The following is a 1325-nucleotide window of genomic DNA, read 5'->3' on the forward strand; positions in this document are numbered from 1 at the left end:
TTAATTAGATGGTACGCCCCACCCATTAGCTAAACTCATAGTGTTGGCTATTACAGGAGGAAACCATCATGTCAGTTGCAAAAGTCATAGGTATTGATTTAGGTAAATCAACCTTTCACCTAATTGGTCACGATTATTCTGGTCGTGAAATATTTCGTCATAAATACTCCAGAGCAAAGTTAGTCGATTTTCTATCTGTCCAAGAATCAACAGTTATTGCAATGGAAGCTTGCTGCGGTGCTCACTGGTTAGCAAGGAAATGCAAACAATTTGGACATGAGGTTAAGCTAATACCAGCTCAATATGTTAAACCTTATGTTAAGACCCATAAGAATGATTACATTGATGCAGATGCGATTGCAGAAGCTGCAACAAGGCCAAACATGAGGTTTGTTTCAGTCAAAACAGAAGAAGCTCAACTAGGTATAGTTATTAGACGTGTTCGTTCTGGCTATATTAAAGAAAGAACCGCCTGTATGAACCGAATTGGCTCGATACTACTGGAATTTGGACTTAGCTTTCCGAGAGGCCATCATCAAATGAAAAACTTGTTCCAATGGATAGCTGATCAAAATGAAGTGTTGCCACCGCTATTGATTGCAGAGCTAACAACTCAATATGAATATTACAATCAACTAAATGTGTGGATTAAAGCTCAAGAAGATAAGTTATTAGCGTTAAATAAAGAAAACGATATAGCTAAGTTATTACAAACAATTCCAGGTGTTGGACCTATGACTGCATCATGCTGTATATCAGCAGTTGGTAGTCCACAGGATTTTGATAATGGACGTAATTTTGCCGCTTGGCTGGGGTTAGTGCCATTTCAATATTCAACGGGAGGAAAGCCCAGAATGCTAGGTATTTCTAAGCGAGGGAATAAGGAGCTTAGAGAGTTATTTATTCACGCAGCTCGTGCCGTTATGTGGCGAGATAAAACAGCAGAAAAGTTCTTTGGAACATGGTTGATAGATTTAAAATGTCGAAAGCCGTTTAATGTGGCGCTTGTAGCTTTAGCAAATAAAATAGCAAGAATAGCTTGGTCTGTAATGACCACGAAGAAGCCTTTTGAAATTAGAGTTTAAGTCAGTTTGCATATGATAATTAATGATGACAAAACGGTTAGACCACCAGATTGAAGACCTTGTGGACAGTTCAGCAAGAAAAATGCTTTCTCGTTTTTGAGGACAATCTGGCGCAGATCTCATCGTAGAGCTGGGACTAATGTTAGTCTCTAATAGACTCTGAATACATTAGCGCAAACCATCTCCGTTATTTTTAGTTATTAACTTGCAAAACGGGGCGTACCATACATTCTGTCCAAA

1 protein-coding gene is annotated in these 1325 nt (G+C 38.7%); it reads left to right on the top strand.

The annotated features are described in order from the left end of the window. Window positions 1-68 precede the first annotated feature (68 nt). The gene (locus JIG41_RS01580) at window positions 69-1085 is read left to right on the top strand and encodes an IS110 family transposase (protein ID WP_063527454.1); all 1017 of its coding nucleotides are present in this window, start codon (window positions 69-71) and stop codon (window positions 1083-1085) included. Window positions 1086-1325: the final 240 nt, after the last annotated feature.

The sequence above is a fragment of the Pseudoalteromonas sp. bablab_jr011 genome, from assembly GCF_016464045.1.
GTDB lineage: Bacteria > Pseudomonadota > Gammaproteobacteria > Enterobacterales > Alteromonadaceae > Pseudoalteromonas > Pseudoalteromonas lipolytica.